We start from the raw sequence: 17,705 nt of genomic DNA, 5'->3' as shown, positions 1-17,705 counted from the left end.
GCGGGGCGGGGGAATTCCTCGTCACGTCGTCCTCTCCTGCCTCGTGGTCGCGAAGGGCGCCATATAGCCGCGCGGTGTTGCGGAACCGTGACGGCGGTTGCCGCCGGCTTGCCAGGGCGCAGTGTCGCCGCAGGCGGCGATCAGGTACAGCAGCGATGTCGGGGAGGGGAACAGCGACGGAGTGGCACGCCCAACGGGACTCGAACCCGTGTTTCCGCCGTGAAAGGGCGGCGTCCTAGACCGCTAGACGATGGGCGCCCGGTCCGTCGATGTGCGCGGGTTATAAGCAGCTTTCTCGCGCCGGGCAAGGGGGTAGGTGACGCATCGTCCACAGGCTCGTGAAGGGGGCTTGCGAGTTGGGAGGGGGCGGGCTCGGCACGCGCGGGGCCTCTTCCGCCGATCCTCAGCCCCTAGCGCGCAGCGTCGGCACGTTCAAAACGGCGGAGCCGCCAGTCGTTCGCCTGTCAGATCGTACGGAGCGCCGAGCCCGGTAGCGCGATCTATGCGGTTGACGACACCCACCGCTAACGCCGTTGCCCCTTCAACCGGAGCGGTTCGCAGGTATGCGGGTCGTGTTCATTACGAGCGTATGCCCGTCAGAGAGATCACCCGCGACCGGAAGTCCTGATATTCAGCGCCGCCACCGTTGACCAGATCGGAAATCCGATAAAAGCGGTTCGTCGTGGGGCTTTCCCGCTTCGCCATATCCATGTCGATCCGATCCACGTTTACAACCGTCCAACATTCCACATAGCCCGCCGCCTTCGCTTTCTGGTGGCTCTTCTCTGCTTCACCGATCCGGTTGTGAATGTTTGAAAAGTCCGAGCCGCCCTTGACTTCGACTGCGATCAATTCCCGGAAATTGTCCTTACTCATTTCCTCTCTGATAATAATATCAGGGTCAGGGGCAAACTCTATCAACACCCGCCGCCCCGCCGCATTTTCAATTTCTATACGGTTGGCCGTGGCTTCCTTAATAGCAGGCTTCACAATGTCGTGGATCGCGTCGAATACCTTGACGATACCCGCCGCACCTTTCTTGACGTTTGCCCCGCCCCGTAATTGCGGCCCGAGCGTCAGTAGCGTGAGATCATCAAGCAAGGCTTGGCTTATCCGCTTCGCACCTATGCCATCGAGCAGCATAGCCGCAGCTCCTGAAAGCGCTTGGCAGAGATCAGCCAGAGCGGCAGCGTTAGGCGCCGTCAGCGTCCCGCGCTTCTCCATCGACTGAAACCGGGACACCCCCGTTTCCGTTGTGTAAAACTCTTTCTGGCTGTATCCATACAAAAGCCGATAATATCCTAGTAAGCGTGGGTTCTCCGTTAGGATCAGTGGAACCGGGAACATCAGTTCCCCGCGCAGGCCGTGGCTTGCAAGCGTGGCAAGACTGGGCTTTGGGACGAAAACCGCAAGCGCCTTGTCTATTTCGGTCACATCCAACTTTTTGACCGTGGCCGCGAGGGCATCTTGCAGGTATTCGCCGCGTATCTCCGCGAGTACCCCTGAAAAATCAATCTGCAATTCAGGATCAGGGATTTTGAGCATCAGGCCGCCACGCGAACGATGGATTTTTCGTCGGCTTCCAGCCGTTCGGCAGCAAGCGCCACATAGTCGGGATTAAGTTCGATCCCCACATACTTCCGGCCCAATTGCTGGGCAACAAGCCCCGCTGTGCCGGAGCCGAAGAAGGGATCTAGGATGAAATCGCCGGGCTTAGTCGCGGCCAGTACGCACGGCTCGACCAGAGCGGGCGGGAAGGTTGCGAAGTGCGCCCCTTGAAAGCCTTGAGTGTGAATATTCCAGACCGTGCGCCGGTTGCGCTTGCCCGTACTATTCAGTTCCATGATCGCCGCACGGTCATAGTAGTACCGTTCATCTTTGGTGAACATAAACAAGTATTCGTGGGAGCGTGTAGGACGATCTTTCACGCTTTCGGGCATCGCGTTCGGCTTGTTCCAAATAATATCCGCCCGCAAAAACCAACCATCGTCCTGCAGCGCGAACGCCAGCCGCCAAGGTATGCCGATCAGGTCTTTTGGCTTGAGGCCGTCGGGGGTATCCGGGCGCACGGACATTGCCCGTGCCGGATTTTTCTTGTCGGGCGCGCGCCAGCCACGGTTGCCGCTTGTGTAGCCGTCGCCAATGTTAAACCAGAATATGCCGTCATCCTTGAGGACGCGCCGCACTTCGGAGAAGATCGAGCGCAAGGCGTTGACGTATTGCGGCAACGTACCTTCCAGGCCGAGTTGATCAGGGATGCTGTAATCACGCAGGCCCCAATAGGGTGGCGAGGTAATTACCGACTGCACCGAGCGGTCTGGGAGCCGCCGCAGCACCGTCAGCGCGTCCCCTTCAAAGATCATCGAATCGCAAAAGGCCAGTTTTTCCGGCTTGATAATTTTTTGTTTTTTCATTTGGCCCCGCCCGTCCTCTTTAGCCAAAGGCTTGCGCCCTTACGCGCCGACGGAGCCGGAGATCGCGCCGCTTGTGCCCTCTAAATGTCGTGCTCCGTCATGCTTCGCCAACAGTACCCAGCTTGGCGAGGATTGTGGAGAGCTAACTTGCAAGCCCTGCCTTGTGAACGAGAGTTGGCTGCGAGTGTCCATTTTTTGTCTATACAGCAAAAAGCCCTTTAGCGAGTTAGTGCTAAGGGCTGATATATTTGGTTTCGGGAGCAGGACTTGAACCTGCGGTCTGCACGCCATGAGTCTGACACATCAGGCTCTGCCGTCTTTGCGGTTACTCTTGTACCCCGGGGAGAGGCGCGTTGCGCCCCTCCGCAAGGCCGGACGTTACCAGCTGCCGGTGTTGCCCATGGAGGCCCAGGGCTCCTGCGGCTCCTGCGCGCCGCCCTTTTGCAGCAGCTCGATGGAGATGTTGTCCGGCGAGCGGACGAAGGCCATGCGGCCGTCGCGCGGCGGACGGTTGATGGTGACGCCGGCGGCCTGCAGCCTGGCGCAGGTCTCGTAGATGTCGTCGACCTCATAGGCGAGATGGCCGAAATTGCGGCCGCCCTGATAGTCTTCCGGATCCCAGTTGTAGGTGAGCTCCAGCGCCGGCGCCTGGCCATTGCGCACGGCTTCCACGTCCTCGGACGCGGCGAGGAAGATCAGCGTGAAGCGGCCGGCCTCGCTCTCGATGCGGCGCACCTCCTGCATGCCCATCTTGTTGCAGTAGAAATCGAGCGACTCGTCGATGTCGCGGATGCGGACCATGGTGTGCAGGTAGCGCATGAATACCTCTTCGTGCTGTGCGGTGCTTCGCGGCGGCCGGCTCCAGCGCAGTGCAGCGGCCGGGACGAGCCCGCGAAAAGAAAGAAACGACGCGCGCGGCGCCGGGTTCCGCGCAAGAGAATATGGCCTGGCGCGGCGACTTCAACGGAAGTCTGCAATCTTTCGCAAACGCCTTTTGCAAGGGCCTTTCGTCCGGGGCTTGCGAATCGCGGTCAGCCGGGGAAACTGTTGCTCAAGGGTAACCATGGCACTTTTTCGCAAAATGCACTGGTTCCGGGGACGCGGGATGCTATCCTTGGCCCTGCGGAATCGGTGGTTTTCCGGTTGTGCACTCACGGATCCAGCTTACGGCGTATCAGAGGCGGGACTATGAAGGACTTGGGGGCAAAGCCGGTTGTGGCCTCGCGCGACGCGGGATCGGAGGATTCCGGGGTCGACCTGACGGTCGTCGCGGGCTCGATCAAATGGTTCGACGTGGCCAAGGGCTACGGGTTCATCGTGCCCGACGACGGGCAGCCCGACATTCTCCTGCATGTGACCTGCCTGAGGCGCGACGGTTTCCGCACCGCCTACGAGGGCGCGCGCATCGTCTGCGAGGTGACGCCGGGCGCAAGGGGGCTGCAGGCCTTCCGCGTGCTGTCGATGGACGAATCCACCGCCGTTCACCCGTCCCAGCTGCCGCCCTCGCGCACCCATGTGCAGGTGACGCCGGAAGGCGGCTACGAGCCGGCGGTCGTGAAGTGGTTCAACCGGGTCAAGGGATTCGGCTTCCTGACCCAGGGCGAGGGCACGGAAGACATCTTCGTGCACATGGAAACGCTGCGCCGCTTCGGCATCACCGAACTGCGCCCCGGCCAGACCGTGATGGTGCGCTTCGGCCAGGGCCCGAAAGGGCGGATGGCGGCCGAGATCCGGCCCGACGGCGACGGCGTCCACATTCCGTCCTCCCACTAACGGATATTCCACCGAACGGGCCTTGCGGACATCGCCCCGACACGTTTGCCGGCAGGATGTGTTGCTTCGGCGGGAGCCCGCTCCCCGGCTGGCCCGCGGAGGCGAAGTCGCCCCGACGTGACTGTACCGACCAGAAACGTGACGTCTACGACCTAGCCTGACACCGTCTTTCCGACCCGTCGCTCGCGCAGGACCGACCGATGCCCAGCATGATGCTCTCCCCAGGTCCTTCCCGGTCTCCCTCCCGTTCCGGCCCCCTCTACGCGCTTGCGGTCTTTTCCGTGCTGTGCCTGTCGCTGGCGGCTATCCTGCTGCTGGTCTTTCCGGCGGCGGCGCAGGAGCGCGGCGCGCCGCAGACGGGGCTCAGGAGCGAGGCGCTGAGCATCACCACCGCCGCGGGCAAGGTCCACGATTTCACGGTGGAGATCGCCGATACGGCGGAATCGCGGGCGCGGGGTCTGATGTTTTACGAGAGCCTGGCCGCTGACGCCGGCATGCTGTTCGACTATCACGCCGACCGGGAGGTGGTGTTCTGGATGAAGAACACGCTGATCCCGCTCGACATGCTCTTCATCGCCCGCGACGGGCGCATCGCCAGCATCGCCGAAAATACCGAGCCGCTGTCCGAGGCGCTGGTGCCGTCCAACGCGGTGGTGCGCTTCGTGCTGGAAGTGCCGGCCGGAACCAGTGCTGCGCTCGGCATCGCGCCGGGCGACCGCGTCGACAGCCCGACGATCCGCGCCGCAGCGCCCTGAGGGGCCGCGATCGGCCTGTCAAGGCCGGCACGCTTGCGTCATCTGCCCGTTATTGCAGCGTGATTTCCGCCAATCCGGGTCGGCCTTGGGGGGAGCTTTCGCCATTTTTGCGCTTATGGTGCGAATCACCTTGAGCGAATCGAAATATGATTCGTTCCGGCATGACCCCGCTGCGCGGGCGCTCGTGCCAGTGCGCAACGGGCGCGGCGTCGAGGGCAGGGGAATGGCTGGGAGCTGTGTGTCGGCCACTGTCGGGAACTGCGAAGTCGACCTGGATCAGGCCGGCTTTTTCCGCAATGTCATCGGGGCGCTGGCCGGCACCATGGAGGAGGTGATCGGCCGCGAGGATGCCTCCGCCTTCGTTAGCGTGGTGGGAACGCGGATCGGCGACGATCTGGCCCGGCAATACCGGGCCGCGCTCGGCAATCAGGCGAGCGAACTGGAGGCGGTCGCGGCGGTCCTTGTCGACCTGAAGACGCGGATCGGCGCCAGTTTCGAGATTTTCAGCCTCAGCGACGACGAGATCGTGCTGGTGAACGGCGATTGCCCCTTCGCCGAGAAGGTGGTCGGCAGGCCGTCGCTCTGCATGATGACCGCGACGGTGTTCGGACGGATCGTGTCGCAGGCCAAGGGCTATGCGCGGGTTCGCGTCGAGGAGGCGATCGCCACCGGCCACGGGAGTTGCCGGGTGCGGGTGGCCTTGGGGCCAGGGGAGGGCGGCGGCGATGACGGTCATGAATTCTTTGCCTGACACCGCCCTGCTGATGGAGGGCATTCGCGTCGCGCTGGACAACATGCCGCGCGCAACGCTGGTGCTCGACGAAAGCGGCCGGGTGCGGCTGGCCAACCGGCAGGCGCTGCGCCAGTTCGAACGGCTGGAGGCGGACGGCATCTGCGCCCTCACAGACCTTCCCCGCGACGAGGTGATGGAGCGGGTGGGACGCGCGTTCCGCTCGACCACGCCGGCCTTTATCGGCCTGCAGGGGGCGGACGGCACCAATCTGACGTTTTCCGGCTGGCGGCTCGGCGTGCCCGGCGCCAAGGGAGAAGCGCTGGCGATGCTGCAATACGACCAGGCCAAGTCGCTGGCGGCGCGGTTCCTGGCCGTGTCGCAGGAGGTGGCGGACCATCGCGAGCGGCTGGCCGACAGCCTGCAACAGCAACGCCGGCTGCACGAGGAGGCGCAGCGCCTGCGCCAGCTCTCCGTCACGGACCGCATGACCGGGCTGCTCAACCCGGTGGAATTCCGCCTGCAGGCGGGGCGGATGATCGCGGAGATCGGTGTCGGTCTGTCCTGCGTCACCTTCGCCTATCTCGATCTCGACAATTTCAAGCAGGTCAACGACCGCTTCGGCCACCTGGCCGGCGACATGGTCATCCGCGCCATCGCCCGTATCCTGAAGCGCGCGGTGCGGAGCGGCGACATCGTCGGGCGGATGGGCGGCGACGAGTTCATGATCGGCTTCGCCGATGCGCAGGCGGCAGACATCGCCGACAGGATGAGCGAAATTGCCGACCGCATCCGACAGCCGATGCACTGGAACCCGCCGGAGGAGGATCACAGCTGCCTGCTGGCGACATCCGCTTCGATCGGCGTGTTCACCGTGCAGGAGACGGACATGTCGTTCGAAAGCGTGCTGCGCAATGCCGAGGCCGGCATGTACGGCATGAAGCGCCAGAGCCGCCGCGCCTGACAAGTCGCCGCGCTGATGCGGCCGCGTCCTTCCGGGTGGGGTTACGCCTTGATTCTTCGGTTCGCACAGGACTTGAAGAAAGGCCCGTAAGCGGCTGATCGGTTGCCGAAATCCGAATCTCGAAAAGGAGAGAATGGTCGGGGCAGCAGGATTCGAACCTGCGACCCTCTGCTCCCAAAGCAGATGCGCTACCAGGCTGCGCTATACCCCGACTTGGAGAATTTCTGCGGTGTATCGGGCTTGCGGTGGGGCGTCAAGGCTGAAGCACGGATGCCCGTGCCGCACCGCCCGGCGGCGATGACGGCGGGAAAAGGCAGGCGGGCAGGCATTTTGCCGAGTTGACTTCGCGCGCCGAACCAATGAATAACCACGGAACGCGAGAAACGGAGCGGACGTGCGGCGGCCAGGCTGCAGAGGCGTCGATCCGACAATCGCAACAGGACGCAAGGCAACCGCAAGAGGGGCACTGCACGATGGTCGCACGCATCTATTCCCCGGCGAAGACGGCAACGCAGTCGGGGCGCGGCAAGACCCATGACTGGGTGCTGGAATTCGAGCCGGAGCAGGCGCGCACGATCGAGCCGCTGATGGGCTACACGTCCTCCGCCGACATGAAGCAGCAGCTGCGCCTGCGCTTCGAGACGCAGGAAGAGGCGGAAGCCTACGCCCGCAAGAACGGCATCGCCTATCGGGTGGAGCAGCCGCGCGAGCGGCGCGTGCCGAAGATCGCCTATTCGGACAATTTCCGCTACGATCGCTTCATGCCCTGGACGCATTGACCTGCGATCCTCGCGCCGCGCGCGCCGGAACGGCCCCGTAGCTCAGTCGGATAGAGCACCGGCCTTCTAAGCCGATGGTCGCAGGTTCGAATCCTGCCGGGGTCGCCATTTTCCAGATACTCGAAAGCCGGCGTCGGATTGCCCCGCGCCAACGCGTGCCGTGAGGCCCGTCGAAGGCCTGCGGTTCGCCTTGCGCGTCAAAACTCCAGCAGGGCGTTGTCGATCACTTCCCGGATGACGAAGAAGGTGCGGGTCTGGCGGGTGCCGGGCAGGGCGATCAGCTTGTCGCCGTGCAGGCGGTTGAAGTCGGCCATGTCGCGCACGCGGATCTTCAGCATGTAGTCGAAGTCGCCGGCGACCAGATGGCAGTCGAGGACGAAGGCGAGCTTGCGCACCGCCGCCTCGAACTCGCTGAAGCTCTCCGGCGTCGAGCGGTCCAGCACCACGCCGACCATCACCAGCGAGCCGCGCCCGACCTTGTCCGGCGCCACCATGGCCCGCACGCCGCTGACATAACCTTCCGCGAAAAGCCGCTGGGTGCGCCGGTGACAGGTGGCCGGCGAAGTGTTGGTCCGCTGCGCCAGTTCCGCATTGCTCAGCCGGCCGTCTTCCTGCAGCAGCTTGAGGATTTTCAGGTCGGTGCGGTCGAGCCTATCAGGCGTGGAAGATTCTTTCATTTGTGAAGCCTTCATCGGAAGCTATTGAGATCATATCGGGTATGCATGATATGCAGCAGGAGTTTCATGCCAAAAATTAGAGAGCACATTTCATTCGTCGATTGCTAGTTTTTTCGCCGGTTCCACAAGGCTCGCAAGGGCCCCATCGGCGAGGACAGGCATGCTTGAGAAATTCGAACGTTATCCGCTGACCTTCGGTCCCACTCCCATCGAGAAGCTGGAGCGGCTGAGCCGGCATCTGGGCGGCAAGGTCGAGATCCATGCCAAGCGCGAGGACTGCAACTCCGGTCTCGCCTTCGGCGGCAACAAGCTGCGCAAGCTGGAATATATCGTGCCGGACGCCATCGCCAGCGGCGCCGACACGCTCGTCTCCATCGGCGGCGTGCAGTCCAACCACACGCGCATGATCGCCGCCGTCGCAGCGAAGATCGGCTTCAAGTGCCGCCTGGTGCAGGAAAGCTGGGTGCCGCACGAAGACGCGGTCTACGACCGCGTCGGCAACATCATGCTGAGCCGCATCATGGGCGCCGACGTGCGCCTGGTCGACGACGGCTTCGACATCGGCATCCGCCGAAGCTGGGAAGAGGCGATTGCCGAGGTCGAGGCCTCCGGCGGCAAGCCCTATCCGATTCCCGCCGGCGCCTCGGTGCACAAGTATGGCGGCCTCGGCTATGTCGGCTTCGCCGAGGAAGTGCGGGCGCAGGAAGAGGCGCTCGGCTACAAGTTCGACTACATCGTCGTGTGCACGGTGACCGGCTCCACCCATGCCGGCATGCTGGTGGGCTTTGCCAAGGACGGGCGCGCGCGCAACGTCATCGGCATCGACGCCTCGGCAACGCCGGAGCAGACCCGCGACCAGGTGCTTGAGATCGCCTCGCGCACGGCGGACCTGGTCGAGCTCGGCCGGCCGATCGAGAAGGACGACGTGGTGCTGGTGGAAGACTACGCCTATCCGGTCTACGGCGTGCCGTCGGACGAGACCAAGGAGGCGATCCGCCTGTGCGCCCGCCTGGAAGGCATGATCACCGACCCGGTCTACGAGGGCAAGTCGATGCAGGGCATGATCGACCTGGTCAAGAAGGGCTACTTCCCGGAAGGCTCGAAGGTGCTCTATGCGCATCTGGGCGGCGCGCCGGCGCTGAACGGCTACGGTTACACTTTCCGTAACGGCTGAGCGGCCGGAACGGCCGATGAGCGAATGGCTGTGAACGATAGGGCGCGGGAGACATTCCCGCGCCCTTCTTCCTTTTAGGTTTCCGAGGCGGAATGTCTGTGTGTTCGGCGAAAATCGCACGATACTACTTTCGAAGTAACATTAGTGAAGGCAGTAAAGCTCTGATCCTGAAAGCAATTCCAAGTTAACTTGGTATTTATATTTTTCTCTTTAAAGTTGCAATCGGCTGGGGACAATCGCGGCCAAAAAAAGGGGAGGGATTCAGGTATTTCACAGCCACCTTTCAAGGTGGGAGGAGGATGCATGTTTCTTTCAGGTCGCCGCCGGCAGTCAGATTGCGACGCCATTGCCAGCGCGCTGGACAGGTCTCAGGCCCGCATCGAGTTCAAGCCGGACGGCACGGTGCTGGATGCCAACCGCAACTTTCTCGACGCGCTCGGCTATACCATTGAGGAGATCCGTGGCCGCCATCACGCGATCTTCGTGGGCAAGGCGGTGGCGGACAGTGCCGACTACAAGGCCTTCTGGGAGCGACTGCGACGCGGCGAGTTCCAGGCCGGCCGGTTCAAACGCTACGCCAAGGACGGCAGCGAAGTCTGGATCGAGGCCTCGTACAATCCGGTCCTCGACGGCAAGGGCCGGGTCTACAAGATCGTCAAATTCGCCTCCGACGTGACGGCGCGCACCCGCGAGCATGCGGAGATGCAGGGCCAGGTCGAGGCCATCGGCAAGGTCAGCGCGGTCATCGCTTTCGATCTCGACGGCAACATCCTGGACGCGAACGAGAATTTCCTGTCGACGGTCGGCTACGGGCTTGGCGAGATCCGCGGGCAGCATCATCGCATGTTCGTCGATCCTGCCTATGCCGAGAGCCCCGAATATCGCGAGTTCTGGGCGCGGCTGCGACGCGGCGAGTTCCAGGCCGGCCAGTTCCGCCGCTTCGGCAAGGGCGGCAGGGCGGTGTGGATCGAGGCCTCCTACAATCCGATCCTGACGCCGGACGGGGTGCCCTACAAGGTGGTCAAGTTCGCCACCGACATCACCGCGCAGATGCAGTTGCTGGCCAACCTGCGCAAGATGATCGACGAGAATTTCGCCGAAGTGGAGACCGCGCTGTCGAAGTCCGACCAGCGGGCCGAGACGGTGGCAGGGGCGGTCGGCAAGACATCCGAGAACGTCCAGATGCTGGCCTCCAGCGCGGAGGAACTGGCCTCGTCCATCGCCGAGATATCGCAGAACATGTCGCGCTCGCGCATTGCGACGGAAAGCGCCGCCACCCATGCAAGGGAAGCGGAGGCGGCGACCGAGAAGCTGGTCGGCGCGGCGACCGCGATGGGCGGTATCGTCAGCCTGATCCAGGACATTGCCGCGCAGATCAACCTTCTGGCGCTGAACGCGACCATCGAGTCGGCCCGGGCCGGCGAGGCGGGACGGGGCTTTGCCGTGGTGGCGAGCGAGGTGAAGAACCTTGCCGGCGAGGCGGCCAAGGCGACGGACCAGATCTCGCGCGAGATCGACGGCGTACAGGCGATCACGGGCAGTGTGGCCGGCACGCTGGAGAACATCCGCGGGGCGGTGGACACGCTGTTCGCTCAGGTCGCGGCGGCCGCCTCTGCGGTGGAAGAGCAGAGCGTGGTCACCAGCGGCATGTCGCAGAGCATGCACGAGGTCGCCGGTGCGGTCGGCGACATTTCCAGCTCGATCACCGATATCGGTGCGGCGGTGTCCCAGATCGATAGCGCCTTCAAACGCACCCGCGAGGCGGCGACGGTTCTCGCCCGCTAGACGCGCTGGCCCGCCAGGAGGGCGAGCGGAAGGGCCGGCGCGTTGCGCCGGTCCGCCGATCGCCGCTCGCGCTTCCGCGTCACTCGTGGTCGGCGGCGTTCAGGTAGCTGACCAGATCTTCCTCGCTGGTGGTCGGCCGGCCGAAGAGATAGCCCTGGGCCAGGTCGCAGCCGTGGCGGCGCAGGAAATCCAGCTGCTCGTGCGTCTCGATGCCTTCGGCGACCACATCCATGCCGAGCGCCTTGGCAAGGCCGATCACGGTGCGCACGATCACCGCATCGTCGCCATCGGCCTCGATGTCGCGCACGAAGGACTGGTCGATCTTCAGCCGGTCGACCTGGATGCGCTTGAGATGGGCGAGCGAGGCATAGCCGGTGCCGAAATCGTCGAGCGCGATGCGGATCCCGAGCCTGCGCAACTCGCGCAGGGTCAGCGCGATCTGCTCGGCGAAGCGGCCGAAAATGACCGTTTCCGTCACCTCGATCTCCAGCCGCTCGGGAGGAAAGCCGTGCTCGGCGAGCATTGCGGCGACGGTCGCGGCGAAATCCGGCTCGCGCAGCTGGGCGGCGGAAACGTTCACCGAGATCGTGCCGGGATCGATGCCGGTCGCGGCGAGCCTCACGGCAAGGCGCAGGGCGCGAGCCAGCAGCACTTTGCCGAGCGGTACGGCAAGGCCCGTCTCCTCGGCAAGGGGAATGAACTCGGCCGGCGAGATCGACTGGCCGTCCAGCGTCCAGCGGGCCAGCGCCTCGAACCCCCTGTGGTTGCTGTTGCCGGCCTCGACGATGGGCTGGAAGGCGATGGACAGCGCGTCGGCGGCGATGGCGGTGCGCAGCGCCTCGGCAAGGGTGCGGCGGCGCTCGCGCGTCTCGCGCAGGACAGGTGAGAAGAAGACATGGGTCTGGCGGCCGGCGGCCTTGGCCTCGAACAGGGCTATGTCCGCATGCTTGAGCAGCGTGTTCGGCGTCTGCCCGTCGCGGGGAAAGAAGGCCACGCCCATCGAGACGCTGCTCGACAGGACGTGCCCCTCGATATGCACGTCGTCGGCGAGGCGCGCGGCGATGCGGCCGATGGTGGCCAGCACCGCCTCCTCGCTGGCGATCTGCGGCAGCACGGCGACGAATTCGTCGCCGCCGATCCGCGCGACGATGTCCTGATGGCAGACGCTCTCGGTCAGCCGCTCGGCTGTGGCGCGCAGGAAGATGTCGCCGGCATCGTGGCCGAGCGTGTCGTTGATGTCCTTGAAGTGGTCGAGATCGAGCAGGATCAGCGCGCCGCGGCCGCCATCGGCAAGACGCTGGCGCAGCGCCTCGTCGAGGCGGCGGCGCAACAGGGTGCGATTGGCAAGGCCGGTCAGTTCGTCCCGCTCGGCAAGGCGGCGGATCTCCTCGTCCTTCTTCCGCTGCTCGGTGACGTCGATGATGACGCTGTGCCAGACGGTGTCGCCGTTCTCCTCGCGCCGCGGCAGGCCGCGTCCTTCCAGCCACTTGAACCGCCCCGAGGGCGTCGTCAGCCGCCAGATGTAATGCCAGGGCTGCAAGGTGCGGGCGGATTCCTGCACCGATGCCAGCATCGGCGGCACATCCTCGGGATGGATCATCTGCCAAATGGGGGTGGGGTCGTTGTTGATCTCCTCCGCCGGAAGCTCCCAGATGGCGACGCTGCCCGGCGTCATGTCGAAGATCTGGTGGGTGCCGTCGTCGCGCAGGCGGTAGCGGAAGACGGCGCCGGGAATGTTCTCCGCCAGGGCCCGGAACCGCGCCTCGCTGGCCTGCAGGTCGGCATAGGCCTGTATCTGCGCGGTGATGTCGGTGACGGTGATGTTCCAGGCATCGCCCGGCAGGTCCGGACGCGGCAGGCCGCGGGCGACCGTCCATTTCTCCCGGCGGCCGTCGCCGCCGCGGATGCGGAAGGTTGCGGTCCATTCGCGGCGGTCGCGCTCTGCAGTGCGCAGCCGGTCGCCGAGATGGGTCAGGTCGTCGGGATCGATCCGGCTCCACAGCAGACGGAGATTGTCGCCGATCTCAGTCCGCGAAAGGCCCCACACGGCCTGGCAGCTGTCGCTGATGTAGTCGATCCGGTAGCGGATGTCGTGTGCGCCGCGCGACACGCGCATGACGGCAAAGGGGAGGGGGTTGGCGAGGATCAGCCGTGCCGCAGGGGTATCGAGCGCTCGCGCTCGCGCGGCACTTCGCCTGTCGTCCAGTTCCGGTTTCGCCGATGTGCTTGCCACAGGTCTCTTCCGGCCGCTGCTGGCACATGCCGGGACTGCCGGCCAATGCCGGGAGGCCGTCGCCCCTTGCAGGCGTCGGCAACCCTGTTCGCATCCTGCGAGTGTAAGTCCAATTTCCGTATAATGAAAATTGAAATTTTTCGTCTTCCAACTTTGGCTCGGGTCTTGGTTTATGGGGCATATTGCGCTCGCCAGCGGGCTTTCGATTGCAACGGCCGTGGCGGTAGCGGGGGCGCGCGGGCGTCGCCTCAGGACTGCTCCCGATTGCCGCGTGTCGACGGCCGATGCAAGATCGGCGGATGATCGCGAACGGACTTCTGGCGCTCGGCGGGGTCGGGCTCTTCCTGACGGGAATGGTGGTTCTGACCGACGGGTTGCGGACGCTGGCCGGCGGCTCGCTGCGGCGCACCCTCGCCCGCCTGACGGGCAGCCCGGCAAGCGGCGTGATGGCGGGGGCGGCCTGCACCGCCGTCCTGCAGTCGTCGAGCGCCACCACCGTCACGGCGGTCGGCTTCGTCGGGGCCGGCCTGATGAGCTTTCCCCAGGCGCTCGGCATCGTGCTCGGCGCCAATATCGGCACCACGGCCAAGGGCTGGATCGTGGCGCTGGTCGGCTTCAAGCTGGATCTCGGCATGGTCGCCCTGCCGCTGCTGCTGGCCGGTGTGCTGCTGCGGCTGTTGGCGCGGGGGAGGGTGGCACAGGCCGGCTGGGCGCTGACCGGCTTCAGCCTGCTGTTCCTCGGCGTCGATGCGCTGAAGGATGGGCTGGCCGCCTTCGAGGGCGTCGTGACGCCCGACAGCTTTCCCGGCGATAGCCTGGCCGGCCGGCTGCAGCTGATCGGCATCGGCATCGCGGTGACGCTGGTGACCCAGTCGTCCAGCGCCGGCGTGGTGATGGCGCTGGCGGCGCTGGCCGCAGGGTCGATCACGCTGCCGCAGGCGGCGGCGCTGGTGATCGGCATGGACATCGGCACCACGGCAACGGCGCTGCTCGCCTCTCTCGGCGGATCGGTGGCGATGCGGCGCACGGGCATCGCCCATGTGGTCTACAACCTGATGACGGCCGTGATCGCCTTCCTGCTGCTGACGCCGTTCGCGATGCTGGCGGAGCGGGTCGGCGGCGGGGCCGGCGATGCGCAGCTTGCGCTGGTCGCCTTCCATACGGGCTTCAACGTCCTGGGGGTGTTGGCGATCCTGCCGTTCACCGCAAGCTTCACCCGGCTGATCGAGCGGCTGATTCCGGACCGCCAGCCGGCCGGGGCCGGGCGGCTGGACCCCGCGCTGCTGACGGAGCCGGCGGCGGCGCTCGATGCGGCCGGGGTTACGGCGCGCGAACTGGCCGCGCGTCTGTTCCTGGTGGTGGCGGACAAGCTGGAGGCGGACGAACCCGGCGCCGGCAACGGGCGGCTCGACGAGGTCGCGGCCGGGATCTCCTCCTTGCGGCTCTATGTCGACGGGCTGCGAACCGACCGCAGCGACCGGGCGGCGCATTCCCGCAACCTGTCCCTGCGCCATGCGCTCGACCACCTGTCGCGGCTGTCGGCCCGGGCGGCGCAGGATGCGCGCATTGCCGGCCTGCACGACGATGCGAGGCTGGGGCGGCGGGTGCATCTGCTGGCGGGGCTGTCGCGGCAGGCGGCCGGGCAGCTGGCCGGTACGGGAGCGGAGGCCGGGCGGCGCCCGCCGGAAGCGCGGCTGGCCCGCTTCCAGCACGAGTTGCGCAAGCAGGCGGACCGCCTGCGAGCCGGGGCGATCGATGCCGCCGCGACGCGCGAGATCGACGCGGAGACCGCGCTCGCCCGCCTCGACGGGCAGAGATGGCTTGCGCGCGTCGCCCACCATCAGTGGCGGATCGTGCGCCATCTCGCCCGGGTCTGAGGCGGCCTTTCGCCTACCAGCTGATGCCTTCGTCGGCGAAGAACGGGAACGGCCCGGGGAACCGCTCGACATAGGCAAGGTGGCTGACCACGTCGCTCGTCGGCGCATAGTGATGCAGGAAGAAAGCCGGCGGCTCCATGACGAAATGGCCGGTGCCGCGGTCGATGAAGTCGAGATGTACCTGGTGGGCGGTGCTGGGGCACAGGGTCATGACCGTGTGGCCGACCGAGGCGACGATCGCCCGGTGGACATGGCCGCACATGACGCGCCGCACATGGGAATGGCGCGAGACGACGGCGGAAAAGGCGGCGGAATCGGTAAGCCCGATCGTGTCCATGTGGGCAATGCCGGTCAGCGCCGGCGGATGGTGCAGGGCGATGAGCGTCGGCCGGGTGCTGGCGGCGAGCGTCGCGTCCAGCCAGGCCAGCTGGGCCTCGCCGAGATTCCCGTGGGGCGCGCCGGGCACCGAGCTGTCGAGGGCGATCAGGCGCACGTCGCCGATGTCGACGGCATAGTGCATCTTGCCGTTCTCGCCCTCGTTGATCGGCCCGACGCCGATCAGCGTCTCGCGCATCATCGCCGCCGAATCGTGATTGCCCGGAAGCACATAGACCGGCGCCTTGATCAGGGAGACGAGGCGCTGGACGCCGCCGTATTCGCGCGGGTCCGGCGTGTCGGCGAGATCGCCGGTGATGATCACCGCATCGGGCTGCGGGTCGAGGGCATTCAGGGCCTCGACGGCGCGGCGGGCGAGCATGTTGGTTTCGCTGACGCGGTAGCAGGCCGTCCCGCTGGGGCGTACATGCAGGTCTGTGATCTGGGCGATCAGTGTCATCAAGGTCTCCCTGGATAGGTCGGCTGCGGCAAGCGCATCCGTTCGATTTAGCGGATGTCCCGGCGTCGCGCGAGGGGGAGGAAAGGGCTTCGCTGCCGCCTTCGGTTCCCCTTTGTCCCGCGCTCCTGTAGGAAACGCAGGGGCAGGCAAGGCGAGCGCAGTAGCAGGCGAGCGTGACATGACGGATACACAGGCGCGGCAATCCACAGACAGTTTCGAGGTGCGGTTTTCCGGGCCCGGCGCGCGCTGGCTGCGATTGCTGGGACATCGAGGCCTGGCGCCGCTGGCGCTGCTGCTGCTCGCCCTTGCGCTCTATCTCCCGGGACTGGCGGCGGCGCCGCCGCTGGGCAGCGGCGAGATGCAGATGGTCGAGACCGCGCGGCACATGCTTGGCACCGGCGATCTCGTCGACACGCGGTTGCGTGACGGCAGCGAGCGGATCGTGCCGCCGGGCCTGCCCCTGCTGCAGGCCTTGACCGCTTCGGCGAGCGGGCAGGGGGCGGAGGCCCCGCTCTGGATTTTCCGCCTGCCTTCCCTGGCCGGCGCCGTCCTGGCCGTGCTGCTGAGCTACTGGTGTGCCCGCGCCTTCGTCGCGCCGCCGCCGGCCCTGCTTGCCGGGGCGCTGACGGCCACCGCGCTGCCTCTGGGTGCGGTCGCACGGTTCGGGGAACCGGACGCACTGTTGCTGGCCGCGATCCTAGCCATGCAGGGCGCGCTCGCGCGGATCTGGCTCTCCCGAACGCCCGGCGCGTCCTCTCCCGGTCTCCTTGCGGCCAGGGGGCTGGCGGCGGTGTTCTGGACGGGGCTCGCGGGCTCGGTGCTGCTGGCCGGGGCAAGCGGACCGGTGGTGGCCGGGCTGAGCGTGCTGGCGCTGTGCCTTGCCGCGCGGGATGTGCGCTGGCTCGCCCGGTTGCAGCCGCTGCCGGGCCTGGCGATCCTTGCGCTGATCGTGCTGCCCTGGGCGCTTGCGAGCGCGCTGCGGAGCGAGGGCGGTGTCCTCTCGGGCGGAAGCATGGAGCTCTTTGCCGGGATCCTCGGCGGGCAGGGGGTCGGCGCCCCGCCGCTCGCGCATCTGCTGTTTTCGCTGGTGGCCATGTGGCCGCTGCCGGCGTTCCTGCTGCTCGGCCTGCCGATGCTGTTTCGCAGCACTCGCTCGCCGCAGGTGGCGTTCTTCCTGTGCTGCCTGGTGCCGGTCTGGCTACTGATCGAGCTGCTGCCGGCCAAGGCGCCGCAGCAGGCCCTGCTCTTGGTGCCGGCGCTGGCCGGGCTGGCCGCGCTGCTGCTGTCGCGGGGGGATGAAAGCGCCGCGCCGCATCGCCCGGGGCGGATCCTGCGCTATGCGGCCGCCGGCCTTTTCGCCGTGCCGCTCATCGCGCTGGTGGCGGCAAACCTTGTCGCCGGCCCGCTGACGGGATCCTGGCCCTCGCCGCCGGGCGCGGTGATCGCGCTGCTTGCGCTGATGCCGGGGGTTTCGGCGCTGCGGCGGCTGACGCGCGGGGAGGCCGCAGCCGCCCTGATGCCGGCTTTGGGTGCGGGCATCCTGCTGGCCGCCGCCGTGTGGGCGTTCACCCTGCCGTCGGTCGCGCCGTCGCTGACGCCGGCTCCGGCGGCGGTGGCCGCCGACCCCGTCGCTTCGGATCCTGATGTTTCGGATCCTGATGTTTCGAATTCTGGCGCATCCGGCGCAGCACCGTAGCGCGGCGCCGGAT

The 17,705-nt window shown here is 66.1% G+C and carries 15 protein-coding genes and 3 tRNA genes; 10 read left to right on the top strand and 8 right to left on the bottom strand.

The window, feature by feature from the left end; all coding sequences use genetic code 11:
* Window positions 1-182: 182 nt before the first annotated feature.
* The 4 genes from MNI96_RS02905 to MNI96_RS02890 all read right to left on the bottom strand — a co-directional run bounded on the left by MNI96_RS02905 (window position 183) and on the right by MNI96_RS02890 (window position 3,233).
* Window positions 183-258: transfer RNA gene (locus MNI96_RS02905), tRNA-Glu, on the bottom strand.
* A gap of 321 nt (window positions 259-579) precedes the next feature.
* The gene (locus MNI96_RS02900) at window positions 580-1,545 is read right to left on the bottom strand and encodes an XcyI family restriction endonuclease (RefSeq protein WP_249690217.1); all 966 of its coding nucleotides are present in this window, start codon (window positions 1,543-1,545) and stop codon (window positions 580-582) included.
* On the bottom strand, window positions 1,545-2,414 hold the full coding sequence (locus tag MNI96_RS02895; RefSeq protein ID WP_249690215.1) for a DNA-methyltransferase: 870 nt from the start codon (window positions 2,412-2,414) through the stop codon (window positions 1,545-1,547). The genes MNI96_RS02900 and MNI96_RS02895 overlap by 1 nt, the downstream gene beginning before the upstream one ends.
* Before the next feature lie 378 nt (window positions 2,415-2,792).
* Entirely contained in the window at window positions 2,793-3,233 is a 441-nt protein-coding gene (locus MNI96_RS02890) for a VOC family protein (RefSeq protein ID WP_249690213.1), read from the bottom strand.
* A gap of 369 nt (window positions 3,234-3,602) precedes the next feature.
* Between MNI96_RS02890 and MNI96_RS02885 the strand changes: the two genes are divergently transcribed.
* The 4 genes from MNI96_RS02885 to MNI96_RS02870 all read left to right on the top strand — a co-directional run bounded on the left by MNI96_RS02885 (window position 3,603) and on the right by MNI96_RS02870 (window position 6,636).
* Window positions 3,603-4,187 (top strand): cold-shock protein, encoded by a 585-nt coding sequence (locus MNI96_RS02885; RefSeq protein WP_249690211.1) that lies wholly within the window; start codon window positions 3,603-3,605, stop codon window positions 4,185-4,187.
* Between the two features lie 200 nt (window positions 4,188-4,387).
* Complete coding sequence (locus MNI96_RS02880; protein ID WP_249690208.1) at window positions 4,388-4,942, top strand: DUF192 domain-containing protein; 555 nt, start codon at window positions 4,388-4,390, stop codon at window positions 4,940-4,942.
* A 130-nt stretch (window positions 4,943-5,072) separates the two neighbouring features.
* Window positions 5,073-5,693, top strand: coding sequence for a methanogen output domain 1-containing protein (locus MNI96_RS02875; RefSeq protein ID WP_249690206.1), 621 nt, complete (start codon window positions 5,073-5,075; stop codon window positions 5,691-5,693).
* Entirely contained in the window at window positions 5,677-6,636 is a 960-nt protein-coding gene (locus tag MNI96_RS02870; protein ID WP_249690204.1) for a GGDEF domain-containing protein, read from the top strand. Before MNI96_RS02875 ends, MNI96_RS02870 begins: the two co-directional genes overlap by 17 nt.
* Window positions 6,637-6,770: 134 nt before the next feature.
* Here the strand turns inward: MNI96_RS02870 and MNI96_RS02865 are convergent.
* Window positions 6,771-6,847 (bottom strand) — tRNA-Pro (locus MNI96_RS02865).
* A gap of 262 nt (window positions 6,848-7,109) precedes the next feature.
* Between MNI96_RS02865 and MNI96_RS02860 the strand changes: the two genes are divergently transcribed.
* Together MNI96_RS02860 and MNI96_RS02855 are read left to right on the top strand one after the other, a co-directional pair.
* The gene (locus tag MNI96_RS02860; RefSeq protein ID WP_158192522.1) at window positions 7,110-7,415 is read left to right on the top strand and encodes an ETC complex I subunit; all 306 of its coding nucleotides are present in this window, start codon (window positions 7,110-7,112) and stop codon (window positions 7,413-7,415) included.
* 31 nt (window positions 7,416-7,446) lie between these two features.
* Window positions 7,447-7,523: transfer RNA gene (locus tag MNI96_RS02855), tRNA-Arg, on the top strand.
* A gap of 89 nt (window positions 7,524-7,612) precedes the next feature.
* On the opposite strand, the gene MNI96_RS02850 is transcribed toward MNI96_RS02855, so the two are convergent.
* Window positions 7,613-8,092, bottom strand: coding sequence for an Lrp/AsnC family transcriptional regulator (locus tag MNI96_RS02850; protein WP_249690203.1), 480 nt, complete (start codon window positions 8,090-8,092; stop codon window positions 7,613-7,615).
* 160 nt (window positions 8,093-8,252) lie between these two features.
* On the opposite strand from MNI96_RS02850, the gene MNI96_RS02845 reads away from it, so the two are divergent.
* Window positions 8,253-9,266 (top strand): 1-aminocyclopropane-1-carboxylate deaminase, encoded by a 1,014-nt coding sequence (locus MNI96_RS02845; protein ID WP_249690202.1) that lies wholly within the window; start codon window positions 8,253-8,255, stop codon window positions 9,264-9,266.
* A 303-nt stretch (window positions 9,267-9,569) separates the two neighbouring features.
* Window positions 9,570-11,051, top strand: a complete 1,482-nt coding sequence (locus MNI96_RS02840) for a methyl-accepting chemotaxis protein (protein WP_249690201.1) — start codon at window positions 9,570-9,572, stop codon at window positions 11,049-11,051.
* Window positions 11,052-11,130: 79 nt separating this feature from the next.
* On the opposite strand, the gene MNI96_RS02835 is transcribed toward MNI96_RS02840, so the two are convergent.
* A complete protein-coding gene (locus tag MNI96_RS02835) occupies window positions 11,131-13,284 on the bottom strand; it encodes a putative bifunctional diguanylate cyclase/phosphodiesterase (protein WP_249690200.1) in 2,154 nt (717 codons plus the stop codon).
* 299 nt (window positions 13,285-13,583) lie between these two features.
* Here MNI96_RS02835 and MNI96_RS02830 point away from each other — a divergent pair, with 299 nt between their 5' ends.
* A complete protein-coding gene (locus MNI96_RS02830) occupies window positions 13,584-15,161 on the top strand; it encodes a Na/Pi cotransporter family protein (protein WP_249690199.1) in 1,578 nt (525 codons plus the stop codon).
* A 13-nt stretch (window positions 15,162-15,174) separates the two neighbouring features.
* On the opposite strand, the gene MNI96_RS02825 is transcribed toward MNI96_RS02830, so the two are convergent.
* Window positions 15,175-15,996 carry a phosphodiesterase gene (locus MNI96_RS02825; RefSeq protein ID WP_249690197.1) on the bottom strand — a complete coding sequence of 274 codons (822 nt, stop codon included), beginning with the start codon at window positions 15,994-15,996 and terminating at the stop codon, window positions 15,175-15,177.
* 178 nt (window positions 15,997-16,174) lie between these two features.
* On the opposite strand from MNI96_RS02825, the gene MNI96_RS02820 reads away from it, so the two are divergent.
* Window positions 16,175-17,692: an ArnT family glycosyltransferase gene (locus MNI96_RS02820; protein WP_249690195.1), complete on the top strand. Its 1,518-nt coding sequence runs from the start codon at window positions 16,175-16,177 to the stop codon at window positions 17,690-17,692.
* Window positions 17,693-17,705: the final 13 nt, after the last annotated feature.

It is taken from the genome of Stappia sp. WLB 29, from assembly GCF_023507705.1.
In the GTDB taxonomy this organism is placed as follows: Bacteria; Pseudomonadota; Alphaproteobacteria; order Rhizobiales; family Stappiaceae; genus Stappia.
Note: the sequence above shows the minus strand (reverse complement) of the source record. Positions and strands in the feature narration are given on the sequence as shown.

Coding starts and splice junctions, on each gene's coding strand:
- MNI96_RS02900 (WP_249690217.1), bottom strand. CDS start 1,545: ATGCTCAAAATCCCTGATCCTGAATTGCAGATTGATTTTTCAGGGGTA.
- MNI96_RS02895 (WP_249690215.1), bottom strand. CDS start 2,414: ATGAAAAAACAAAAAATTATCAAGCCGGAAAAACTGGCCTTTTGCGAT.
- MNI96_RS02890 (WP_249690213.1), bottom strand. CDS start 3,233: ATGCGCTACCTGCACACCATGGTCCGCATCCGCGACATCGACGAGTCG.
- MNI96_RS02885 (WP_249690211.1), top strand. CDS start 3,603: ATGAAGGACTTGGGGGCAAAGCCGGTTGTGGCCTCGCGCGACGCGGGA.
- MNI96_RS02880 (WP_249690208.1), top strand. CDS start 4,388: ATGCCCAGCATGATGCTCTCCCCAGGTCCTTCCCGGTCTCCCTCCCGT.
- MNI96_RS02870 (WP_249690204.1), top strand. CDS start 5,677: ATGAATTCTTTGCCTGACACCGCCCTGCTGATGGAGGGCATTCGCGTC.
- MNI96_RS02860 (WP_158192522.1), top strand. CDS start 7,110: ATGGTCGCACGCATCTATTCCCCGGCGAAGACGGCAACGCAGTCGGGG.
- MNI96_RS02850 (WP_249690203.1), bottom strand. CDS start 8,092: ATGAAAGAATCTTCCACGCCTGATAGGCTCGACCGCACCGACCTGAAA.
- MNI96_RS02845 (WP_249690202.1), top strand. CDS start 8,253: ATGCTTGAGAAATTCGAACGTTATCCGCTGACCTTCGGTCCCACTCCC.
- MNI96_RS02840 (WP_249690201.1), top strand. CDS start 9,570: ATGTTTCTTTCAGGTCGCCGCCGGCAGTCAGATTGCGACGCCATTGCC.
- MNI96_RS02830 (WP_249690199.1), top strand. CDS start 13,584: ATGATCGCGAACGGACTTCTGGCGCTCGGCGGGGTCGGGCTCTTCCTG.
- MNI96_RS02825 (WP_249690197.1), bottom strand. CDS start 15,996: ATGACACTGATCGCCCAGATCACAGACCTGCATGTACGCCCCAGCGGG.
- MNI96_RS02820 (WP_249690195.1), top strand. CDS start 16,175: ATGACGGATACACAGGCGCGGCAATCCACAGACAGTTTCGAGGTGCGG.